This window comes from Streptomyces sp. NPDC044033, assembly GCF_056434425.1.
Genome location: NZ_JBWKFF010000006.1, coordinates 166,747 through 187,328 on the forward strand (window position 1 = coordinate 166,747; position 20,582 = coordinate 187,328).

General features: G+C 71.3%; 20 protein-coding genes. 3 read left to right on the forward strand and 17 right to left on the reverse strand.

Translation table 11 applies throughout. The features are described 5' to 3' along the window. Positions 1-124: 124 nt before the first annotated feature. The 4 genes from AC07AB_RS13750 to AC07AB_RS13765 all read right to left on the reverse strand — a co-directional run bounded on the left by AC07AB_RS13750 (position 125) and on the right by AC07AB_RS13765 (position 4,644). The gene (locus AC07AB_RS13750) at positions 125-907 is read right to left on the reverse strand and encodes a DUF3159 domain-containing protein (protein WP_478565041.1); all 783 of its coding nucleotides are present in this window, start codon (positions 905-907) and stop codon (positions 125-127) included. A 3-nt stretch (positions 908-910) separates the two neighbouring features. Beyond that, the gene (locus tag AC07AB_RS13755; RefSeq protein ID WP_478565044.1) at positions 911-1,309 is read right to left on the reverse strand and encodes an OB-fold nucleic acid binding domain-containing protein; all 399 of its coding nucleotides are present in this window, start codon (positions 1,307-1,309) and stop codon (positions 911-913) included. A gap of 41 nt (positions 1,310-1,350) precedes the next feature. Further along, positions 1,351-2,034, reverse strand: coding sequence for a response regulator (locus AC07AB_RS13760; RefSeq protein WP_478565047.1), 684 nt, complete (start codon positions 2,032-2,034; stop codon positions 1,351-1,353). A gap of 63 nt (positions 2,035-2,097) precedes the next feature. Then, positions 2,098-4,644: a DUF4118 domain-containing protein gene (locus AC07AB_RS13765; protein WP_478565050.1), complete on the reverse strand. Its 2,547-nt coding sequence runs from the start codon at positions 4,642-4,644 to the stop codon at positions 2,098-2,100. Between the two features lie 191 nt (positions 4,645-4,835). On the opposite strand from AC07AB_RS13765, the gene AC07AB_RS13770 reads away from it, so the two are divergent. Next, a complete protein-coding gene (locus AC07AB_RS13770) occupies positions 4,836-5,378 on the forward strand; it encodes a GNAT family N-acetyltransferase (protein ID WP_478565053.1) in 543 nt (180 codons plus the stop codon). A 31-nt stretch (positions 5,379-5,409) separates the two neighbouring features. On the opposite strand, the gene AC07AB_RS13775 is transcribed toward AC07AB_RS13770, so the two are convergent. The 9 genes from AC07AB_RS13775 to AC07AB_RS13815 all read right to left on the reverse strand — a co-directional run bounded on the left by AC07AB_RS13775 (position 5,410) and on the right by AC07AB_RS13815 (position 15,674). After that, a complete protein-coding gene (locus tag AC07AB_RS13775) occupies positions 5,410-7,401 on the reverse strand; it encodes an NAD-binding protein (RefSeq protein ID WP_478565448.1) in 1,992 nt (663 codons plus the stop codon). Between the two features lie 258 nt (positions 7,402-7,659). Further along, a complete protein-coding gene (locus AC07AB_RS13780) occupies positions 7,660-8,769 on the reverse strand; it encodes a pentapeptide repeat-containing protein (protein ID WP_478565056.1) in 1,110 nt (369 codons plus the stop codon). A gap of 115 nt (positions 8,770-8,884) precedes the next feature. Next, positions 8,885-9,532, reverse strand: a complete 648-nt coding sequence (gene kdpC / locus AC07AB_RS13785) for a potassium-transporting ATPase subunit KdpC (protein WP_478565059.1) — start codon at positions 9,530-9,532, stop codon at positions 8,885-8,887. A 4-nt stretch (positions 9,533-9,536) separates the two neighbouring features. Beyond that, complete coding sequence (gene kdpB / locus AC07AB_RS13790; RefSeq protein WP_478565062.1) at positions 9,537-11,651, reverse strand: potassium-transporting ATPase subunit KdpB; 2,115 nt, start codon at positions 11,649-11,651, stop codon at positions 9,537-9,539. 29 nt (positions 11,652-11,680) lie between these two features. Beyond that, on the reverse strand, positions 11,681-13,372 hold the full coding sequence (kdpA, locus tag AC07AB_RS13795) for a potassium-transporting ATPase subunit KdpA (protein ID WP_478565065.1): 1,692 nt from the start codon (positions 13,370-13,372) through the stop codon (positions 11,681-11,683). A gap of 8 nt (positions 13,373-13,380) precedes the next feature. After that, a complete protein-coding gene (gene kdpF, locus AC07AB_RS13800; RefSeq protein ID WP_478565068.1) occupies positions 13,381-13,470 on the reverse strand; it encodes a K(+)-transporting ATPase subunit F in 90 nt (29 codons plus the stop codon). 323 nt (positions 13,471-13,793) lie between these two features. Next, positions 13,794-14,576: a DUF3710 domain-containing protein gene (locus AC07AB_RS13805; RefSeq protein WP_478565071.1), complete on the reverse strand. Its 783-nt coding sequence runs from the start codon at positions 14,574-14,576 to the stop codon at positions 13,794-13,796. A gap of 1 nt (position 14,577) precedes the next feature. Further along, on the reverse strand, positions 14,578-15,093 hold the full coding sequence (dut, locus tag AC07AB_RS13810) for a dUTP diphosphatase (protein WP_363224490.1): 516 nt from the start codon (positions 15,091-15,093) through the stop codon (positions 14,578-14,580). Then, on the reverse strand, positions 15,090-15,674 hold the full coding sequence (locus AC07AB_RS13815; protein ID WP_478565074.1) for a PaaI family thioesterase: 585 nt from the start codon (positions 15,672-15,674) through the stop codon (positions 15,090-15,092). Before AC07AB_RS13815 ends, dut begins: the two co-directional genes overlap by 4 nt. A gap of 59 nt (positions 15,675-15,733) precedes the next feature. Here AC07AB_RS13815 and AC07AB_RS13820 point away from each other — a divergent pair, with 59 nt between their 5' ends. Beyond that, positions 15,734-16,180: a DUF3093 domain-containing protein gene (locus AC07AB_RS13820; RefSeq protein WP_478565077.1), complete on the forward strand. Its 447-nt coding sequence runs from the start codon at positions 15,734-15,736 to the stop codon at positions 16,178-16,180. A 113-nt stretch (positions 16,181-16,293) separates the two neighbouring features. Here AC07AB_RS13820 and AC07AB_RS13825 read toward each other — a convergent pair whose 3' ends face one another. The 4 genes from AC07AB_RS13825 to AC07AB_RS13840 all read right to left on the reverse strand — a co-directional run bounded on the left by AC07AB_RS13825 (position 16,294) and on the right by AC07AB_RS13840 (position 19,724). Next, complete coding sequence (locus AC07AB_RS13825; protein WP_478565080.1) at positions 16,294-17,124, reverse strand: hypothetical protein; 831 nt, start codon at positions 17,122-17,124, stop codon at positions 16,294-16,296. 14 nt (positions 17,125-17,138) lie between these two features. Then, positions 17,139-17,438 (reverse strand): DUF4193 domain-containing protein, encoded by a 300-nt coding sequence (locus AC07AB_RS13830; protein ID WP_030884311.1) that lies wholly within the window; start codon positions 17,436-17,438, stop codon positions 17,139-17,141. Positions 17,439-17,822: 384 nt separating this feature from the next. Beyond that, entirely contained in the window at positions 17,823-19,064 is a 1,242-nt protein-coding gene (locus AC07AB_RS13835) for a sensor histidine kinase (protein ID WP_478565083.1), read from the reverse strand. Positions 19,065-19,070: 6 nt separating this feature from the next. Continuing rightward, a complete protein-coding gene (locus AC07AB_RS13840; protein ID WP_363131049.1) occupies positions 19,071-19,724 on the reverse strand; it encodes a response regulator transcription factor in 654 nt (217 codons plus the stop codon). Positions 19,725-20,052: 328 nt separating this feature from the next. Between AC07AB_RS13840 and AC07AB_RS13845 the strand changes: the two genes are divergently transcribed. After that, positions 20,053-20,220: a hypothetical protein gene (locus AC07AB_RS13845; protein ID WP_478565086.1), complete on the forward strand. Its 168-nt coding sequence runs from the start codon at positions 20,053-20,055 to the stop codon at positions 20,218-20,220. The last annotated feature ends 362 nt before the right edge of the window (positions 20,221-20,582 follow it).

The window sequence follows — 20,582 nt, forward strand, 5'->3', positions numbered from 1 at the left end:
GCAGATCGGGTTTTCTATCTCGGGTTCATGGACACCGCTCCTCCGCAATCTTCTCCTCCTCCCCCACCCCCCCCCCTCCCCCCTCCCCCCCCCCCCCCCCCCCCCCCTTTGGTACGTACGGGCCTCAGCGCCGGTGCCGCGCCTGGCCCGGACGCGCGGGCTCGGCCTCGGTCGTCACGACGGTGTCGCGTGCGACACCGTCGGCGGCCTCCTCGGCCTCCAGCTCCGCGATCACGTCGATCGGCGGCGGCGCCTTGGCCAGGAAGATCCACGTCAGATAGACGCAGAGCAGGAACGGCGGGATGCCCAGCGCCACCTTGACCCAGCCCAGCTGCGTGGCGTCGCCCCACCAGTACAGCGGGAAGAGGACCGCCGACTTGGCGAGCAGGATGGTGCCCCACGCCCAGGTGGACTTCGTATAGGCGCGGAAGCGGCCCGGGTTGCGGGTGCGCCAGGAGAGGTTCTCCTTGAGCATCGGGCCGAGCAGCAGTCCGATGAGCGGATACCGGCAGATCGCCGAGACGATGTACGCGACGGCCAGGCCCAGGGTGTAGAGCATGCCCGGCAGATAGAAGTTCTTGGCGTCGCCGGACATCATCGCGAAGATCGCGCCGAAGGCGACTCCGAAGACTCCGCTGAGCGCGTGCTTGAGGGTCTGCCTCCGCACCAGGCGGGCCACGGCGAGCAGCGCGGTGAGCGCCAGGGACGCGATGGCGGCGACGTGGATGTCGCGGTTGATCGTGTAGATCAGGACGAAGACCAGGCCGGGCACGGTGGTGTCCACCATGCCCCACACGCCGCCGAACGCCTCCAGCAGCGCGGTGTCGGCCGCCGCCTTGCCGGGCGCCGCGCGATCGCGCGCGCCGGGGTCCTCATCGGTGGTGGTCGGCTTGTCGGAAGACGGCACCGGCTACTCCTGTCCGAGCGGTCGGAGTTCGTATTTGGGATTGAAGAGCACCCGGCGTCCATGGCTCATGGAGATGCGGCCGGAGGCGATGAGCTTGCGGCCGGGTTCGATCCCGACGATGGACCGGCGGCCCAGCCACACCACGTCGAGCGCGGCGGACCCGTCGAACAGCTCGGCCTCCAGCGCGGGCACGCCCGCCCGGGGCCGCAGCGTGACCGTACGGAGAGTGCCGGTGACCTTGACGATCTGACGGTCGTCGCAGTCGCAGATCCGGGTGCAGCCGACGGACTGGGTGTCCTGCTGGAGCTCCGCGGAGTGCAGCTCCTCCTGGGAGGTGGACAGCCGGTCGAGCATCCGGCGGAAGCGGCCGGTCGGCTTCTCGGTTCGGGGTGCGGCACTCATGCGGCCAGCGTACCGGGGGTGACCGCTGCGAACGCCCCGCATCACTGCTCGAAGCGGTATCCCATGCCGGGCTCGGTGACGAAGTGCTTGGGGTGCGAGGGGTCGGCCTCCAGTTTGCGGCGCAGCTGCGCCATATAGACCCGCAGGTAGTTGGTCTCGGTGCCGTAGGACGGGCCCCAGACCTCCTGGAGGAGCTGCTTCTGGCTGACCAGCCGCCCGGTGTTGCGCACCAGCACCTCCAGCAGGTGCCACTCGGTCGGCGTCAGCCGTACGTCCCGGCCGCCGCGGTTGACCTTCTTGGCGGCCAGGTCGACGGTGAAGCCGTCGGTCTCGACGATGACGGCGTCGTCGGGGGTGCCGGCGGGCTCCGCGCGGCGGACGGCGGCGCGCAGCCGGGCGAGCAGCTCGTCCATGCCGAAGGGCTTGGTGACGTAGTCGTCGGCCCCGGCGTCCAGCGCCTCGACCTTCTCGTCGGAGGTCTGGCGGGCGGAGAGCACCAGGATGGGGACGCGGGTCCAGCCGCGCAGGCCCCGGATGACCTCGACGCCGTCCATGTCGGGCAGGCCGAGATCGAGGATGATCACGTCGGGGTGGCGGGCGGCGGCGAGCTGGAGGGCGGTCGCGCCGTCGGGGGCCGCGTCCACGTCGTACTTCCGTGCCTTCAGATTGATCACGAGGGCGCGGACGATCTGCGGCTCGTCATCCACCACGAGCACCCGGTTCATTCGGTGGCCCGCCTTTCTGGGGTTGTCCTGTCGGTGATGGGGTTCATGCGTCGGTGATGGGGTTCATGAGATGGCCTGGGCCGGAAGGTCCGGGCGTACGGGCGGGCGGCCGGGCGCGGCCCGCAGGGTGAGCACCATGGTCATTCCGCCGCCGGGGGTGTCCTCCGCGGTGAGCGTGCCGCCCATGGCCTCGGCGAAGCCGCGGGCGACCGCGAGGCCGAGTCCGACGCCCGCGCCGCGCGGTGCGTCACCATAGCGCTGGAACGGTTCGAAGATGCGGTCCTTGTCGCTGTCGGGGACGCCGGGGCCGCGGTCGGCGACGCGCACCTCGACCCGTTCGCCGAGGGCGCTGGCGGCCACCAGGACGGGCGCGTCGCCGGGGCTGTACTTGACGGCGTTCTCGACGAGGTTGGCGACGCTGCGCTCCAGCAGGCCGGGGTCGACGGCGACCATCGGCAGCGTCTCGGGGATGTCGAGGGTGACGCTGCCCTCCGGCACACCGCCGAGCGCCATCGGAACCACCTCGTCGAGGTCGATCTCGCGGATCAGCGGGGTGACGGTGCCGGTCTGGAGCCGGGACATGTCCAGGAGGTTGCCGACGAGGTGGTCGAGGCGGTCGGCGCCGTCCTCGATGCCCGCGAGCAGCTCCGCCTCGTCCTCGTCGGACCAGGCGACGTCGTCGGAGCGGAGTGAGGTGACGGCGGCCTTGATGCCGGCCAGCGGGGTGCGCAGGTCGTGGCTGACGGCGGCGAGCAGGGCGGTGCGGATGCGGTTGCCCTCGGCGAGCTCCTGGGCCCGCTCGGCCTCGCCGACCAGCCGCTGCCGGTCGAGCACGACCGCGGCCTGGGCGGCGAAGGCGGCGAGCACCCGGCGGTCCTCGGCGGGCAGCACCCGGCCGGAGAGGGCGAGCGCCATGTGGTCGCCGACGGGCATGTCGACGTCGGCCTCCTCGGGGCGCGTCAGCGTCCGGGGGCCGACGCTGCCCGCGCAGGTCCAGGGCTCGACGTCGCCGGCCCGTTCGAGGAGCGCCACGGATTCCATCGCGAAGGTCTCGCGGACCCGCTCCAGCAGGGCGTCCAGGCTGGTCTCGCCGCGCAGCACGCTGCCCGCGAGGAAGGAGAGGATCTCGGATTCGGCGCGCAGCCGGGCGGCCTGGTGCGTACGGCGGGCGGCGACGTCCACGACGGAGGCCACCGACACGGCCACCGCGAAGAAGATCACGATGGCGACGATGTTCTGCGGGTCCTGGACGGTGAGGTTGTGGGTGGGTGGGGTGAAGTAGAAGTTGAGCAGCAGCGAGCCGACGGCCGCGGAGGCGAGGGAGGGCAGCAGCCCGCCGAGTATCGCGGCGATGACGGTCAGGAAGAGGAAGAGCAGCACATCGTTGGCGAGGCCCGGGCCGTCGTCGTCCAGCTGGGTGAGGAAGAGCGAGAGCAGGATCGGGGCGATGACACCTGCGCACCAGCCCGCGAGGATGCGGGGGCGGCCGAGCCGGGCGCCGCGGGCCACCGGCAGGCCCCGGCCCTTGGCGACCTCCTCGTGGGTGACGATGTGCACGTCGAGGTCGGGGCCGGAGTCGCGGGCGACGGTCTGGCCGACGCCGGGTCCGAAGATGTACTGCCAGGTCTTGCGGCGGCTGGAGCCGAGCACGACCTGGGTGGCGTTGACGCCCCGGGCGAATTCCAGGAGCGAGCTGGGGATGTCGTCGCCGATGACGTGGTGGAACGTGCCGCCGAGGTCCTCGACCAGGGTGCGCTGGACGGCCAGCTCCTTGGGCGAGGCGGAGGTCAGTCCGTCGCTGCGGGCGATGTAGACGGCGAGGATCTCGCTGCCGGAGCCCTTGGCGGCCATCCGGGAAGCGCGGCGGATGAGCGTACGGCCCTCGGGTCCGCCGGTGAGGCCGACGACGATGCGCTCGCGGGCCTGCCAGATGCTGGAGACGCTGTGCTCGGTGCGGTACTGGCGCAGGTACTCGTCGACCCGGTCGGCGGTCCACAGCAGGGCCAGCTCCCGCAGCGCGGTGAGGTTGCCGGGCCGGAAGTAGTTGGAGAGGGCGGCGTCGACCTTGGCGGACTTGTATATGTTGCCGTGCGCCATGCGGCGGCGCAGCGCCTGCGGCGACATGTCGACCAGCTCGATCTGGTCGGCGCGGCGCACGACCTCGTCGGGCACGGCCTCGCGCTGGCGCACACCGGTGATGGACTCGACGACGTCGCCGAGCGATTCGAGGTGCTGGATGTTGACGGCGGAGACGACGTCGATGCCCGCCTGGAGCAGCTCCTCCACGTCCTGCCAGCGCTTGGTGTTGCGGGAGCCGGGGACGTTGGTGTGCGCGAGCTCGTCGACGAGGGCGACGGCGGGGCGGCGGGCGATGACCGCGTCGACGTCCATCTCGGGGAAGACGGTCCCCCGGTATTCGAGCTCGCGGCGGGGCACTTCCTCCAGGCCGTGCAGCATGACCTCGGTGCGCGGGCGGTCATGGCACTCGACGAACCCGACGACGACGTCGGTGCCGCGCTCCGCGCGGCGGTGCGCCTCCGACAGCATCGAGTACGTCTTGCCGACCCCCGGTGCCGCCCCCAGATAGATCCGAAGCTTGCCGCGTCCCATGGCCCCATCTTCTGTCCCGGGCCGGTTCTGCGCCCTGTTTGTCTCCACGCACTGTCGACCTTACGGCCAAGGATTCGGACAAATAGCCTGGGGGACGGTCCCCGGCCGCGTATTGACGCAGCTCTGACGCCTGCCGCAGCGGGGCGCGGCCCCCGGTAATCCAGCTGCCCCGACCGGTCGGCGCTGCCAGGATGCCCCGTATGACTGACGTACGTACCGCGCATACGGCGGACCTGGACGCGGCGGCGCTCAAGGCCGTACGGGCACTGCTCGACGACGCCTTCGACGGGGACCTGTCGGACGAGGACTGGGACCACACGCTCGGCGGGACGCACGTGCTGCTGTGGGAGGACGGGGAGCTGATCGGGCACGGGGCGGTGGTGCGCCGGCAGTTCCTGCACGCGGGCCGGGCCGTGCGCGCGGGATATGTGGAGGGCGTGGCGGTACGGGCGGACCGGCGCGGCCGGGGGCACGGCGCCGCGCTGATGGACGAGGCGGAACGGCTGCTGCGCGGCGGATACGAGCTGGGGGCGCTGTCGGCCTCGGACTCCGCCGTCGGCTTCTACGCGGCGCGCGGCTGGCAGGTCTGGCCGGGCACGACGTCGGTGCTCGGGCCGACGGGCATCGAGCGGCTGCCGGACGAGGAGGGCGGCGTCTTCGTGCTGCCCGTGAGCGCGGACCTGTCGCTGGACGGCGACCTGGCGTGCGACTGGCGGTCGGGGGACGCCTGGTAGCGGGAGGCCCGGTCGCGCCGCCGCCCTGGCCTCAGCCCCGCTCCCCGTCGGCGGCGCGGCCGCCCGTCGGGGCCGGCTGCGGGGCGCGGTCCCGGCGGCCCAGCAGATCTGCCAGGCCCTGGCGGGTAGCGGCCACTACGACGCGGTCCTCCGGGCTCAGCACGTAGTCGGCGGACAGGTCCCAGTCCAGACCGGGACGGCGTTCGCCGTCCCTCGGCGGCGGGGCCTCCGCCAGGTCGTGGCGGCGCTCGACGGGGTCGGTCGTGTCCAGGGCGAGCACCCGCCAGGAGCCGGGCCGGAACGCCTGCGCGACGCTGAGCCCCGCCAGTTCCGGGTGGGCCTTGACGTCCAGGGCGACGAAGAGGAGCACCTTGCGTTCGACGGGGATCGCGCCCAGCATCCGGCGGCCCATCATCGCCCCGGCGAAGGCCGGCGCGGCGAGCGAGGAGACGCTGCGGCTGCGCGTCATCGCCTGCGGGTGCGAGTCGCGCAGGGTGCGGTAGACGGCGGCGGCGAACCGGTCCTCGTAGAGCCGCATCACCGCCCGTACGCCGGGCTTGCAGGCGCGGGCGGAGAGCACGGCCTCCAGATTGGTGGTGTCGCTGCTGGTCAGGGCCAGTACCGCGAGGCTGGTGCCGATCTTCGCGGCGTCCAGCACGCCCTCCTCCGTGACATCGCCGATCACGGTCGGCACCCGCAGGTTCCGGGCGAGGGCGATGCCGCGCGCCTGCGGGTCCTGTTCCACGCACACCACGGGGATGTCCAGCTCGCGCAGCCGGGCCAGTACGCGCGTACCGACCTTCCCGAGTCCGAGCAGCACCACATGGCCGGAGAGCCCGCGCGGCGGGCGGCGCAGCGTCGACGCGGACCGGAAGGTGCCGAGCCCCTCCAGGGCGGCGGCGACCAGCAGCGGGAGCAGCAGCAATCCGGTGAGCCCGGAGAGCAGTTGAAGGATCTGGCGGCCGAGGGGTTCGCCGATCGCCGGATCGTCGATGGCGAACAGGTCGAGCAGTGAGAGGTACGCGGCGTGCGCCGGGTCCTCGTCGGTGACCAGCCAGGAGGCGATGGCCAGCGCGCCGACGGCGGCCGCGAGGCCGGCGAGCGACCAGCGGAGCCGGCGCGAGAAGAACGAGCCGAGGGGCAGGGCGCGGGCCGCGAGCCGGGACCGCGGGAGCGCCGGCCCGGTGTGGGTGACGGTCTCCAGCACCATCGTGCCGCGGCCCGCCGCCCGCGCCACCTCGTCGTCGTCGGGCAGCAGCAGCGGTTCGTCGGCGCTCGCGCCGGAGATGCTGCCGCTCGCGCCGGAGGTGCTGCCGCCCGTACCGGAGCCGCCGCCGCCCGCGGGGCCGTCGCGCGGGGCGGAGAGGACGGCGAGGGTGCACAGGGCGCGCTCGCTCCCTCCTCCCCCGCTGCCGCGCCCCGGCGCGGGCGGGCGTTCGGCGGCGCGCAGCAGTACGCCACCGGCGGGGATGACCTTGCTGGTGCCCGCGATGGCCGCGGCCACCAGCGCGGGGGCGGCGGTGTCGGCGTCGGACAGAACGGTGGTCGACGCGTCGGTGGCCTCGGGGTCGAGGTCGGGGGCGGAGATGAGGACGGCCTGGTCGAGGAGTTCCTCAAGGTGCTGGCCGAGCCGCCGGTTGTAGAGCCGGATGACCAGCCGCAGCCGGGGGTTGAGGCGCCGGGCCCGCAGGGCCGCGTGGATGTTGGTCTCGTCGTCGTCGTAGACGAGCGCCAGCGCCTCGGCATGCTGCACGCCGGCCTCGATGAGCGCCTCGTCGTCGGGCTCGGCGGCCTCGACGATCCGTACGGGCTGCGCGGGCTCCCCACCGGACGCGGCCGGGCCCCGGCCGCCCACCGCTCCGGTCACCCGCCCGAACAGCGCCGCCGCCCGGCCCACCATGGCGGAGGGCTGGCGGCGGTCCGTACGGGCTCCCGGCAACAGCACGGTGACGCGCTCGCTGTAGACGCCGGAGAGCTCGGCGGCGAGCCGGTGCACCAATCCGTCGTCGCCGCAGACCACCATATGTGGCGCGGTTGCGGGCTGTTGGGACTGCTGAGGTAGTGGGGACACCTGTCAAGGGTGCCTTGTAGACACCCTTGACGGGCCCCTGCCGCGAGGTCCGTTCATAGCGCCCCGCCGACTGGTCCCGGTACCTGACGAAGTGTCCGTACGCGCCGCCGGCCCCGTCCTCGCGGGCTCAAGCGGCCTTTCCCACCAAGTGCGTACGGGCATCGGCGCGCCGTTCTCACGAGGTGGAAACCCTCCGCTCACGCGAGCCCGCTAATCCGGCCACCCCACATCGATACCGAGCGCCCTGCACTGCTGGGCACTCACACCTCGCACCCCGATCAGCAGGGCGTCGCCGAAGTCCGCGCCCGCCAGGTTCGCCCCCGTGAAATCGGCCAGGGAGAGGTCGGCCCCGGCGAAGCGCGCTTCCGCGAGCACCGCGCCGGTGAAGTCGGCCCTCCTGAGGTCTGCCTCGGCGAAATCCGCCCCGGTGAGATCCGCGTGGGCGAGCCGGGCCGTCATCAGGTTCGCTCCCGTGAGTTTCGCTCGGGTCAAGTCGGCCCGCGTGAAGTCCGCGTGAAACAAGTCGGCGTAGGCGAGGTCGGCCCGGGAGAGGTTCGATCCGGCGAAGCCGGAGAGGGCCAGACCGGCCCGATACCGGCCGGCGATGCGGAACCCTCGCCTCGCCCAAGCGTCCTCTCCCGTGAGGCAGGCACCGGCCAGGTGCAGCCCGGACAAGTCGACGACGGCTCCGGACACTTGGTGTCGCGATGTCGCGAGCAAGGGGTACAGCAAGGCCGTCAGCGCCTGCCGCACATCGGGGGCGGGTTCGGCGAGGAGCCTCGGACCGGGCGTCGAGAGGGTACGCCGTCGCACCGCCCGGCGCTCCGCCGTGCCGGTACCGCGCGGAACGGGCCGCCTCCGGTGGCGAGGGGCACGTTGCCGGACGAAGGCGTTGAGAACCTGAGCCGCGTGCAGCCCTTGTTCGGGCGCGTCCCGGATGATCTGTTCCAGTGCGAGAACGCCGCCGATGCGCCCGTACAGGTCGCTGGAGCTCAGACGTTCGAGCGCCTTCGTGAACCGGTCGGTGACTTGTCCCCGGCGGGCGAGGCGGTAGTTGAACATGGTGAACAGCAGGGCCACCCCGGCCCCGAAGACCGCGGCGATCTGGACGACCGCCATGCGGAATCCGGTGACCAGGGCCGCCGAGCCGGAGCGCAGCCCCTTCGCGTCGAGGTACTCGCCGTCGACCCACCACGGGCCGCGCCAGATCAGCAGCACGACGACGATCACGAACGCTGCCGCGCCCGCGCCCGCGAGCAATTGCGGGTGCCTCGCCCGAGCCCACCACCACGCCCGGCGTACCGAGTATCGAGTGTCCATGGCCCATGACAGCGCGGCGTGCCGCGCCGGCACCAGGTACGTGCGGCGAGCGCGACGAATGGTGCGGCACGGCACGCCGTTGGGGGCCGTGGTGGTGGTCGGGGCCTGTCGGGCCTCAGTTCTTCGTGAGCTTCTGGAGGGCGATGTTGAGTTCCAGGACGTTGACACGCGGGTCGCCCAGGAAGCCCGCGATGCGGCCCTCCGTGTGGTCCTCGACCAGCTGTGCGACCTTGGCCGCGGGCAGGTGGTGGGCCTTGGCCACGCGCTGGGTCTGGAGCTCGGCGTAGGCCGGGGAGATGTCCGGGTCGACGCCGGAGGCCGAGGCGGTCAGGGCGTCCGGGGGGACGGCGGACGGGGAGACGCCGTTGAACTCGGCCACGTCCGCGCGGCGTTGCTCCACCGAGGTGAGCAGGACCTTGCTGTCGGCGGCCAGGTTGGAGGCGCCCGAGACGGTGAGGCGGTACTGGGTGTTCTCGGTGTTGGGGCCCGCCGCCGAGGGGCGCGACTGGAAGTACCCCGGGTCGGGCAGCGGGTTCCCGTCCTTGTCCTTCTTGTCGAGCGTGTAGGTCTGGCCGAGGAGCGAGGAGCCGGCGGACTTGCCGTCCGCCTTCACCTCGGAGCCGTTCGCCTTGTCGTGGAAGGCAGCCTGCGCGATGCCGGTGACGGCCAGCGGGTAGATCACGCCGCAGACCACGGTGAGGACGAGCATGGCCCGCAGACCCGCCATCACCAACCGGACCGTGCTGCGTACGGAGTTGTTCATGACGTCACCCGATGCCAGGAATGAGGGAGATGAGCAGGTCGATGATCTTGATGCCGATGAACGGGGCGATGAGCCCGCCCAGCCCGTAGAGGGCGAGATTGCGGCGGAGCATGGAGTCGGCGCTCATCGGCCGGTAGCGGACGCCCTTGAGGGCGAGCGGCACCAGGGCCACGATGATCAGCGCGTTGAAGACGACCGCGGAGAGGATCGCGGACTGCGGCGAGTGCAGGCTCATGATGTTGAGCTTGTCGAGGCCCGGATAGGCCACCGCGAACATCGCCGGGATGATCGCGAAGTACTTCGCGACGTCGTTGGCGATCGAGAAGGTCGTCAGGGCGCCCCGGGTGATCAGGAGCTGCTTGCCGATCTCGACGATCTCGATGAGCTTGGTCGGGTTGGAGTCCAGGTCCACCATGTTCCCGGCCTCCTTGGCGGCCGAGGTGCCGGTGTTCATGGCCACGCCGACGTCCGCCTGGGCCAGCGCGGGGGCGTCGTTGGTGCCGTCGCCGGTCATCGCGACGAGCTTGCCGCCCGCCTGCTCCCGCTTGATCAGCGCCATCTTGTCCTCGGGCGTAGCCTCCGCGAGGAAGTCGTCGACGCCCGCCTCCTCGGCGATCGCCTTGGCCGTCAGCGGGTTGTCGCCCGTGATCATGATGGTCTTGATGCCCATCCGGCGCAGCTCGTCGAACCGCTCGCGCATGCCATCCTTGACGACGTCCTTGAGGTGGATGACGCCCAGGATCCGGGCCCCGTCCGCGTCTTCGAGGGCGACCAGCAACGGTGTGCCGCCCGCCTCGGAGATCGTCTCGGTGAGCCGCCGGGCGTCGTCCGCGACGCTGCCGCCGCGCTCCTCGACCCAGGCGATGATCGAACCGGAAGCGCCCTTGCGGACCTTGCGGGCCGCCCCGTTCTCTTCCAGGTCGACGCCCGACATCCGGGTCTGCGCCGTGAACGGCACCCACTCCGCGTGCTCCAGTTCGCCTTCGTGGCGCTCCCGGAGCCCGTACCCCTCCTTGGCGAGTACGACGATCGACCGGCCCTCCGGCGTCTCGTCGGCGAGCGAGGAGAGCTGGGCGGCATCGGCGACCTCGGCCGCCGTCACGCCCTTGACCGGTACGAACTCGGCGGCCTGGCGGTTGCCGAGGGTGATGGTGCCGGTCTTGTCGAGCAGCAGCGTGGACACGTCGCCCGCTGCCTCGACCGCGCGCCCGGACATCGCCAGCACATTGCGCTGCACCAGCCGGTCCATGCCCGCGATGCCGATCGCGGAGAGCAGCGCGCCGATGGTGGTCGGGATGAGGCAGACCAGCAGGGCGGCGAGCACGATCATCGTCTGCTCGGCCTTGGCGTAGATCGCGAAGGGCTGGAGGGTGACGACGGCGAGCAGGAAGACGATGGTGAGCGAGGCGAGCAGGATGTTGAGCGCGATCTCGTTCGGCGTCTTCTGCCGGGCCGCGCCCTCGACCAGGTTGATCATGCGGTCGATGAAGGTCTCGCCCGGCTTCGTCGTGATCTTGATGACCACGCGGTCGGAGAGCACCCTGGTGCCGCCCGTGACCGCGGACCGGTCGCCGCCGGACTCGCGGATGACCGGCGCCGACTCGCCCGTGATGGCGGACTCGTCAACGGACGCGACGCCCTCGACGACATCGCCGTCGCCCGGGATGATGTCGCCGGCCTCGCAGACGACGAGGTCGCCGACGCGCAGCTCGGTGCCGGGCACCTGCTCCTCGGCGCCGCCGTTCAGGCGCCGCGCGACCGTATCCGTCTTGGCCTTGCGCAGGGTGTCCGCCTGCGCCTTGCCGCGGCCCTCGGCGACGGCCTCCGCCAGGTTGGCGAACAGGACGGTCAGCCACAGCCAGACGGTGATCGCCCAGCCGAACCAGTCGCCGGGGTTCTTGACGGCGAGGACGGTGGTGACCACCGAGCCCACCTCGACCACGAACATCACCGGGGACTTGACCATCACCCGCGGATGGAGTTTGCGGCACGCGTCCGGGAACGACTTGAGCAGCGCCTTCGGGTCGAAGATGCCGCCGGAGACGCGGCCCTGCTCCGCCTCCGCCGAGTGCCGCGCCTCGCCCCCTTCGGGCGTGCGTACGGGTGTCGCAGTGGACATGGGGTCCTCAACAGAAGTGTCTACGCGGCTCATGACAGCCCCTCCGCCATCGGCCCGAGGGCCAGCGCCGGGAAGTAGGTGAGACCGGTGATGATCAGGATGACGCCGACCAGCAGCCCCGCGAAGAGCGGCTTGTGGGTGCGCAGGGTGCCGGCCGTCTCGGGGACCGGCCGCTGCTCGGCGAGCGAGCCGGCCAGGGCCAGCACGAACACCATCGGCAGGAAGCGGCCGAGCAGCATCGCGAGGCCGATCGTGGTGTTGTACCAGGGCGTGTTGGCGTTGAGGCCGGCGAAGGCGGAGCCGTTGTTGTTGGCGCCGGAGGTGAAGGCGTACAGCACCTCGGAGAAACCGTGCGCGCCGCTGTCGTGCACCGAGTTGCCCGCGGTGTTCAGCATGGAGTGCGGCGGCCCGGCGAGCGCCATCGACAGGGCCGTGAAGCCCAGTACCAGGGTCGGTGTGATGAGGATGTAGCACGCGGCGAGCTTGATCTCGCGGGTGCCGATCTTCTTGCCGAGGTACTCGGGCGTACGGCCGACCATGAGCCCCGCGATGAAGACCGCGATGATCGCCATCACGAGCATGCCGTACAGGCCGGAGCCGACGCCGCCGGGCGCGATCTCGCCGAGCATCATGCCGAGCATGGTGAGGCCGCCGCCGAAGCCGGTGTACGAGGAGTGGAAGGAGTCGACCGCGCCGGTCGACGTCAGCGTCGTGGCGACCGCGAAGATCGAGGAGCCGCCGACGCCGAACCGCTGCTCCTTGCCCTCCATCGCGCCGCCCGCGGCCTGCAGGGCCGGGCCGCCGTGGTGGAACTCGGTCCACATCATCAGCGCCGTGAAGCCGATCCAGATCAGCCCCATGGTGGCGAGGATCGCGTAGCCCTGCCGGACGTTCCCGACGAGCTTGCCGAAAGTACGGGTCAGCGCGAAGGGGATCACCAGGATCAGGAACGGCTCGAAGAGGTTGGTCAGGCCGTTGGGGTTCTCGAAGGGGTGGGCGGAGTTGGCGTTGAAGTAGCCGCCGCCGTTGGTGCCGAGCTCCTTGATGACCTCCTGCGAGGCCACGGCGCCGCCGTTGACCTGCTGGCTGCCGCCGGTGAGCTGGCCGATCTGGTGGATGCCCGAGAAGTTCTGGATGGCGCCGCACGCGACGAGCACGAGCGCGCCGACGATCGCGATGGGGATCAGGATGCGGACGGTGCCGCGCACCAGGTCGGCCCAGAAGTTGCCGAGGTTCCCGGTGCGGGAGCGGGCGAAGCCCCGTACGAGCGCGATGGCCACCGCGATGCCGACGGCCGCGGAGACGAAGTTCTGCACCGCGAGGCCGAGCGTCTGGACGGCGTGGCCCATGGCCTGCTCGCCCGAGTACGACTGCCAGTTGGTGTTGGCGACGAAGGACGCCGCGGTGTTGAACGCCTGGTCCGGGCTGATCGCGTGGAACCCGAGCGAGAGGCTCTTGGGCAGTACGCCCTGGGCCCGCTGGAGCAGGTAGAGGAGGAGCAGGCCGACGGCGGAGAAGGCGAGGACGCCGCGCAGATACGCGGGCCAGCGCATTTCGGCCGTCGGGTTGGCGCCGATGCAGCGGTAGATCCACTTCTCTACGCGCAAGTGCTTGGTGGAGCTGTACACGGCGGCCATGTAGTCGCCGAGCGGTCGGTAGGCCAGGGCCAGCGCCACGAGCAGCGCGAGCAGCTGGAGGACTCCGGCGAGGACGGGGCTCATATCTGTGCTCAGAACCTCTCCGGGAAAACGAGGGCTATGACGAGGTAGCCCAGCAGGGCGACGGCCACGACGAGGCCGACGATGTTCTCGGCGCTCACAGCTTCGTCACCCCCTTGGCGACGAGTGCCACCAGCGCGAAGACCGCGATCGTGGTGACGACGAAGGCCACGTCGGCCATCGTGTGCTCCTAGAGGTTCGGATATGAACGGACCTCTAGAGGAAACCTCCGTTTCGGCCATCCGAATGCCCCGTTGACGCCTCCCTTACGGCCATTAGCGCCTCGTTGACGTGATTCATACGCAGACGTCTCAGACCTGCGAAAACGCCGATGGGCCGGTCCCCCCGGAAGGGGAACCGGCCCATCGGAACGTTCAAATCCGGCCGCTGGACGGTCCGTGGACCGTCCGGGCGCGACCGTTGTTCAGCGCACCTCGGAGATCTCCGGACCGCGCTGGAGGCGGTCCACGCCGCCCGCGAAGCGCGAGCCCTCGGCCTCGTCCTGCTGCACGCCGTCGGGCATCATCTGGGCGTCGTCCGGAAGCTTCAGGACGATCGGGTCCCGGGGCGCCATCGGGGAGTCGCCGCGCACCACGACCGTGTCCTGGAAGATCTGCTCCAGCAGCCCCGCGGTGTCGGGCTGGACCGCGCCCTGGCCCGAGATCACCCCGCGCAGGAACCAGCGCGGCCCGTCGACGCCGATGAAGCGCACCAGCTGCACGCCGTTGGTGCCGTCCGGCAGCTGTACGGGCACCTGGGCCCGCAGCTCCCAGCCGAGCGGCCCCTCGACCTCGTCCACGACACCGCCCTGCTGGGTGATGCCGCCCGCGATCTCGTCCCGCACCTCGCGCCAGATGCCCTCGCGCTTGGGGGCGGCGAACGCCTGGAGCTGCACGGCGCTGTCGCGCAGCACCAGGGTCGCGGCGACGATGGCATCGCCCGCGACCTCCACCCGCAGCTCCATGCCCTCGACCCCGGGCACGAAGATCCCGCCCAGGTCCACCCGGCCCTCGCCGGGGTCCCGGACCTCGCCGATGTCCCAGGGGCCGTCGGGGCGCGGCCCCGGCGGCAGGTTGGCCGAGCCCTCGGCCGAGGCGCCCCCGGCGTCCGTACCGGACTCCCCGTCCTGCGCCAGCTCCTCGGAGGTCACGCCGTCGTCGAGCTGGTCGACGGTCTCCTCGCTGCCCTTGCGGCGACGACCGAACACGTCACTGTCCTTCCCGGTCGGCTACGACCGAAGCGAATCCATTCCCACCCGTTGCACCGCCCACGGCGGCATGGCCGCCGGTGGACCCCAGGCCGCCCTCGGCCCGCGCCGAGCCGGGAAGTTCCGCCACCTCGTGGAAGCGCACCTTCTCGACCTGCTGGACGACCAGTTGGGCGACCCGGTCGAGCCGCTCGAACCGCACGCTCTCGCGCGGGTCCAGATTGACCACGATCACTTTGATCTCTCCACGGTACCCGGCATCGATGGTCCCCGGGGCGTTCACCATGGAGACTCCGCAGCGGGCCGCCAGGCCCGAGCGGGGGTGTACGAAGGCCGCGTACCCGTCGGGCAGCGCGATCGACACTCCGGTGGGGAGCACGGCGCGCTCACCGGGGGCCAGCTCGGCGGCCTCGGTGGTGACGAGGTCGCATCCGGCGTCGCCGGGGTGCCCGTACGCGGGCACGGGGACCGCGGGGTCCACCCGGCGGATCAACACGTCAAGGGGGTCACGGGTCACGGGTTCACCTCGAAAGCTCGCGCGACCTTTACCTGGTCGGGGTCGGCGAGGGCGGCGTCGATCTCGGCGGAGCGGCCGTTGTCGATGAAGTGGTCCACCTTCACCTCGATGAAGAGGGCGTCGGCGCGCACCGCGACGGGCCCGTCCGGGCCACCGATCCGGCCGGTCGCCGAGGAGTAGATCTTGCGGTCGGCGACGGCGACGACCTCGGCGTCGAGATGGAGCACGGTGTCCACCGGAACGGGCCGTACGAAGTCGGTCTCCAGCCGTCCCGTCACCGCGATCACCCGCAGCAGCCAGTTCAGCGAGCCGAGCGTCTCGTCCAGCGCCGTGGCCAGCACCCCGCCGTGGGCGAGGCCGGGGGCGCCCTGGTGGGCCTCCTGGACGGTGAACTCCGCCGTGATCCGCACCCCCTCGCCCGCCCGCGTCACCAGATGCAGGCCGTGCGGCGCCCCGTCGCCGCAGCCGAAGCAGCGGTCGTAGTGCGCGCCTATGATCTCGCCGGGCGCGGGTGCGTCGGGGTGCCGCGTCGGCTCCACGGCACCGGCCGGCGGCGTCAACGCTGTCGTTCGTCCACTCACAGGGGCTGACCTTACCCGCGCGCGCGGCGCACGGGCGCTGCCGTGCCAAGCTAGACCGCATGCAGCCTTACGAAGAGCGTCTGACCGCGCCGCGCACCTGGTGGTTCATCGCGGTCCTGGTCGGGGTCGCGATGGCGCTGATCCTGCTGCCGTTCGGCACGCTGCCGATGCTCGGCGGTCTGATCGGCGGCGCGGCGGTGGCGTGCGTCGTGGTGAGTTCGTACGGCTCGCTCCGCATCCGGGTGGTGGCGGACTCGCTGGTCGCGGGCGACGCGAAGATTCCGCTGGCGGCGCTCGGGACCCCCGAGGTGCTGGACGCCGAGGAGGCGCGCGCCTGGCGCTCGTACAAGGCCGATACGCGCGCGTTCATGCTGCTGCGCAGCTATATCCCGACGGCGCTGCGGGTCGAGATCACGGACCCGGACGACCCGACCCCGTATGTCTATCTCTCGACGCGCTCGCCTGAGCGCCTGGCGGCGGCTCTGACGGCCGTACGCGCGTCCTAGGACCAACTGGACCGACTGCGGCTCCGGTGGCTGTACGCGCGTCCTGGGCCCGTTCCCGCGGGGTGCGGGCGTTCCGCCGCCGCGGCCGGATAAGCGCCGCGGCGAAGGGGTTCTCAGGCTCCGGGCCCGGGCGACGGCGGCAGCTCCGGGGCGGTGCCGGACCGCAGGAGCGCGTCCCAGGGGACCTGTTTGCTCCGCAGGTCCTTGCGGACCTTTCCGGCGAGCTTTCTGGTGTCGCGCCGGTTCAGCACCGCACCGACCGCCGCGCCGACCATGAAGGGCGCGAGGTTGGGCAGGTTGCGGAAGGTGCGCTTGAGGATCTGCTGCCGCAGCTCGCGCTTGAGCTGTCCGCCCAGCGCGGCGTTGACCGAGGTGGGGGCGGTGATGTCGATGCCGCGCTCGTCGGCCCAGGCGCCGAGGTAGGCGATCGCCCGCTGGCGGACGGTGCCGGGCGCGCGTACTCCGTAGATCTCGTGGAGCTCGGCGATCATCTTGAACTCGACGGCGGCGACGCCGACGATCTCGGTCGCCAGTTCGGCGGGCATCGCGGGCGGTACGGGCAGCATCGCCGCGGCGCCGATGCCGGCGCCTACGGTGGAGGTGCCGTTCGCGGCGCCGGCCACCAGCTTGTCCGCGAGCTGTTCCGGGCCGAGGCCCGGGAACTGCGCGCGGAGCGTCGCGAGGTCGCGCACCGGGATGCGCGGGGCGTTGCTGATGATGCGGTCGGCAATGGCGGTCAGGCCCGCCTTGGCGCCCTGTCCGCCCCGCTTGGCGCCGATCTTCGCGCCGCGGCCCACGGCGGCAGCGAGCGAGGCCGTACGGCCTCGCTCGTCATGCTCGTCGTTCTGGGCCATGGCGCGCTGCAAGGCGGCGTCCTCGGTCAGCTCGGGGGTCGTTTCGGGCTGCCGGGAGCGCCGCTTCCGGAACGGGGTCGAGCCTGCCATCGCAGACCCGTGCCTCAGGCCGCGCAGTCGCGGCAGATCGGCTGGCCGTTCTTCTCCGCGGCCAGCTGGCTGCGGTGGTGCACGAGGAAGCACTCCATGCACGTGAACTCGTCGGCCTGCCGGGGCAGCACCCGTACGGACAGCTCCTCGTTGGAGAGGTCCGCGCCGGGCAGTTCCAGGCCCTCGGCCTGGTCGAATTCGTCGACGTCGACGGTTGACGCCGACTTGTCGTTCCTCCGAGCCTTGAGTTCCTCGATGCTGTCCTCGTTGACGTCATCGTCGGTCTTACGTGGGGTGTCGTAGTCCGTTGCCATGTCGCTCTCCCCCTCTGGGTGTCTGCGGTGTCTCAGCGCACGTAACGCGTGAGAGGCCGGACTTGTGCCCGACCTGAGGCGGAGATTTTGCCTCACATCAAGGTCTGTTACTCAATCGACACCCAACCGCGCCTCTGAAGAGGTGATCAGGTTGGGTGGCGATCGGGACCGTACACGGTCCGAAAGTCGCACTGTCACGCGCCACCCCGAGTACTTCCCGTGATCAAGACCCCCGGAAACCCGGATTTTCCCGGCCTTACGACGGCTTTTGCGATCACGGAGAGTCGATGGCCTGAAGTTTGCCCATGTGATCGATCACACACGATCACGGCGTCGGCGGACCATGAAAATTCCGCCCAAAGCGAACCTCTGTAGAGAAGGGTCTCAGCCCGGGAGCACTACGCGCATCACGAGGCCACCGCCTTCCCGGGGCTCCGCGGTGATCCGGCCGCCGTGCGCGCGCGCCACCGAGCGCACGATCGAGAGGCCGAGACCGACGCCCTTGTCGCTGCCCGTACGTTCCGTACGGAGCCGTCTGAAGGGCTCGAAAATGTTGTCCACCTCGTATGCCGGAACGACCGGTCCGGTGTTCTCCACCACCAGCACCGCCTGCCCCCGCTGACTCTCGGTCGTGACCCTCACCCAGCCGTCCGGGGTGTTGTAGCGCACAGCATTCTGCACCAGATTCAGCGCGACCCGCTCCAGCAGCACGCCGTTGCCCAGGACGACGGCGGGCTGCCGGTCGCCCGTCAGTTCCACGTCCTTGGCCGCCGCCTCCGCGCGGGTCTGGTCGACGGCCTGGGCGGCCACCTCGGCGAGGTCGACGGGCTTGCGGTCCACGAGCTCGTTGTCGCTGCGCGCGAGCAGCAGCAGCCCCTCCACCAGTTGCTCACTGCGCTCGTTGGTGGCCAGCAGCGTCTTGCCGAGCTGCTGGAGCTCCGGGGTCGCCTCCGGGTCGGAGAGGTGCACCTCCAGCAGCGTGCGGTTGATCGCCAGCGGCGTGCGCAGCTCGTGGGAGGCGTTCGCCACGAAGCGCTGCTGCGCGGTGAACGAGCGCTCCAGCCGGTCGAGCATCTCGTCGAAGGTGTCCGAGAGCTCCTTCAACTCGTCGTCCGGACCGCCCAGTTCGATACGCCGGCTCAGGTCCGTACCGGCGACGCGGCGCGCCGTGCGGGTCATCTTGCCCAGCGGGGAGAGCACCCGGCCGGCCATCGCGTAGCCGAAGGCGAAGGCGACCACGCTCAGGCCCAGCAGGGCCAGCAGCGAGCGGCGCAGCAGGCCGTTGAGGGCGAGCCGGCGCTGGTCCTGCATGCAGTTGTAGAGGACCTCGTTGAACTGGTCCGTCTTGAGGTTGCCGGAGATGCCCGGGCAGGTGTCGTTGGTCGACTGCACGCTGCCGCCCAGCAGCTTGAACGGCAGCTCGTTGCCGACGTGCAGGGCCTGGGCCGCCAGCAGGTAGATGATCGTGAGCAGCACGATCCCGGCCATCAGGAACATCCCGCCGTAGAGCAGGGTGAGCCGTATCCGGATGGTCGGGCGGAACCACGGGAAGGGGCGCACGACGGGCTGGCGCGGGTCCCACGCGGGTTTCGGCGGGGCCGCCGGCGGGGCGGGGGTGGAGGCCATGCGGGGTCAGATCCGGTATCCGGAGCCGGGCACGGTGACGATCACGGCGGGCTCGCCGAGCTTGCGGCGGAGCGTCATGACCGTGACCCGTACGACGTTGGTGAACGGGTCGGTGTTCTCGTCCCACGCCTTCTCCAGCAGCTGCTCGGCCGAGACCACGGCCCCCTCGCTGCGCATCAGCACCTCCAGCACCGCGAACTCCTTCGGCGCCAGCTGCACCTCCTTGCCGTCCCGGAAGACCTCGCGGCGGTTCGGATCGAGCTTGATCCCCGCGCGCTCCAGGACCGGCGGCAGCGCGACCGTCGTACGGCGCCCCAGCGCCCGTACGCGCGCGGTCAGCTCGCTGAACGCGAAGGGCTTGGGCAGATAGTCGTCCGCACCGATCTCCAGGCCCTCCACGCGGTCGCTGACGTCGCCGGAGGCGGTCAGCATCAGCACGCGGGTGGGCATGCCCAGCTCGACGATCTTGCGGCAGACGTCGTCCCCGTGGACGAGCGGGAGGTCGCGGTCGAGGACCACGACGTCGTAGTCGTTGACGGCGATGCGCTCCAGGGCGGCGGCCCCGTCGTACACGACGTCGACGGCCATGGCCTCCCGGCGCAATCCGGTGGCTACCGCATCGGCGAGCAGCTGCTCGTCCTCGACGACGAGTACGCGCACGGCGCTGTCCTTCCGTATGGCCCCTGTGGGCAGGCTGTTAGCCACTCCATCCTGCCTCCAAGCCCGATAAACCGGCTGTAAGGGGGGCGAGCGGGCGATCATGGCCGAGGGCTCTTCGGGGATTCTTCGGCGTTTCTTCGAGGGTGCGGGGATTCAACGAGTTGCCCGAGGTTTCCCCTCGCGCGGGGCTGGGGAGGACGATTCACACACCCGCGATCACGCCCTGATTGTGGCGCGCCACACCTTGTTGCCGCTCAGGGGCCACGCACGTGATCGAACCACCGCCGGCACACCCCCGTGCCATCGACCCATGCCGAGGGGGCGCTAAATGGACGCGTTCACCGCTGGAATTCTGCAGCGTATAGAGAGCACTCAGACGGATCTCGACCAGGCCCGCGAGTCGGGCGACGACTTCCTCGCCGAGGTCGAGCAGGCAGAACTGGACGACCTGCGCCGACTGGCCGCCGAGCACGGCGTCGAGGTCACCGCCGCCTGAGTCACGCCGCCCCGATCATGGGGCCCGACCCGATCCGAACAGCACCACCCACGCAGCGGAGCGCCTCCGCACCGAACCCGGTGCGGAGGCGCTCCGTGTTTCCTTGCCCGCGCGCTCCTCCTACCGCCGTGCGAGGGCGGATCGGCGGCGCACCGGCCCGGATCGAGCCCGGCCGCGGCCGAGCGTCGAGTAGGAGGGCAGTGGCACGGCCGAGCCGCCGGGGGCGGGCGCAGACCACCGGGCGCTCCGTCAGATGTGCGGCGGGGGGGGGGGGGGGGGGGGGGGGGGGGGGGAGCGGGGGGCCCCCCCCCCCCCCCCCCCACCCCCCCCCCCACCCCCCACCCCCCCCCCCCCCCCACCCT